Below are 931 nucleotides of genomic sequence, written 5' to 3'. Positions count from 1 at the left end.
GGCGTGAGCCGGCGACCGGGCCGGTGGATGGCGCGGGCGCAGGTGCCGGCGTGGGCGCAGGTGCCGGCGCAGGAGTGGGGGCTGGAGCGGGCGCGGGTGCAGGGGTCGGCGCAGGCGCGGGTGCCGGCGTCGGCGCCGGCGCGGCCGCCGAGGTCGCACAGAAGCCGATCGACTCGTTCGTCGCCTTCGCCGCGAGCGTCCTGTTCCACTCGACCCCGCTCAAGGCCAGCGTCGACCCGCTCTGCTTCCACACGCCGTTCCACAGGTTGCCGACCGTCCCGGGCACGGTCAGCGTGCCACTCCACTGCACCGCCTCGCTGTTCGGGTTCGAGACACGCACCGTGGCGCAGTAGCCCGAACCCCACTGGTTGTTGACCACGTAGGTCAGGGTCACCGGGCTGGCGGCGTGAACGGCGGGCGCACACAGCCCCGCGATGGCCATGCAGATGGCCAGCGGCTTGAATCGGATCATGGTCGCTTCCTCGGGGGCTGTGGGGCTCAGGGGTCGGCGGTCAGGGCCGCCAGGTCAGCGTCGTCTTCGTGTTGATGTCGGTGGCCGACCCCACGTTGGACGTCGCATCGACGAACCCGGAGCGGTTGCCCGAGCTCAGGTTGAGCCCCGTGCCGCGGTACTCGACATCGCCATGCAGGTTCAACGTGCCCGAAGCACCCTGGCTCGCCTCGAAGAAGCCCAGCGGGTAGAACGTGGTGCGCACCTGGGCCGAGCCCGACACCGAGAAGCTGTTGTTGCCCCACGGGCTGCCGGTCACGCCGATCACGCTGAGCCCGCCGACCGTGCCGCCGGTGACGGAGCCGTTCGCGATGATGGCCTGGTCTTCGATGCGCGCGCTGCCGGTGGCGCTGCCGCCCGGCAGGATCGTCGCGTACGGGCCGACGTACACCGTCGAAGGCGTGCTCGTCGGTGCACAGC

The 931-nt window shown here is 71.4% G+C and carries 2 protein-coding genes; both read right to left on the bottom strand.

Annotated features, from left to right (window positions below; translation table 11 throughout):
* Window positions 1-472, bottom strand: a 472-nt coding sequence (locus tag AC1D1T_RS32765) for a cellulose binding domain-containing protein (RefSeq protein WP_477993531.1), incomplete at its 3' end; no start/stop codon positions are given.
* Window positions 473-512: 40 nt separating this feature from the next.
* On the bottom strand, window positions 513-931 hold a 419-nt coding region (locus tag AC1D1T_RS32760), incomplete at its 5' end, for a hypothetical protein (RefSeq protein WP_477993529.1).

This window comes from Rhizobacter sp. P2_H3 (genome assembly GCF_056403355.1).
The sequence above is the reverse complement of the archived record's forward strand: the minus strand, read 5'-3'. Positions and strand labels throughout refer to the sequence as shown.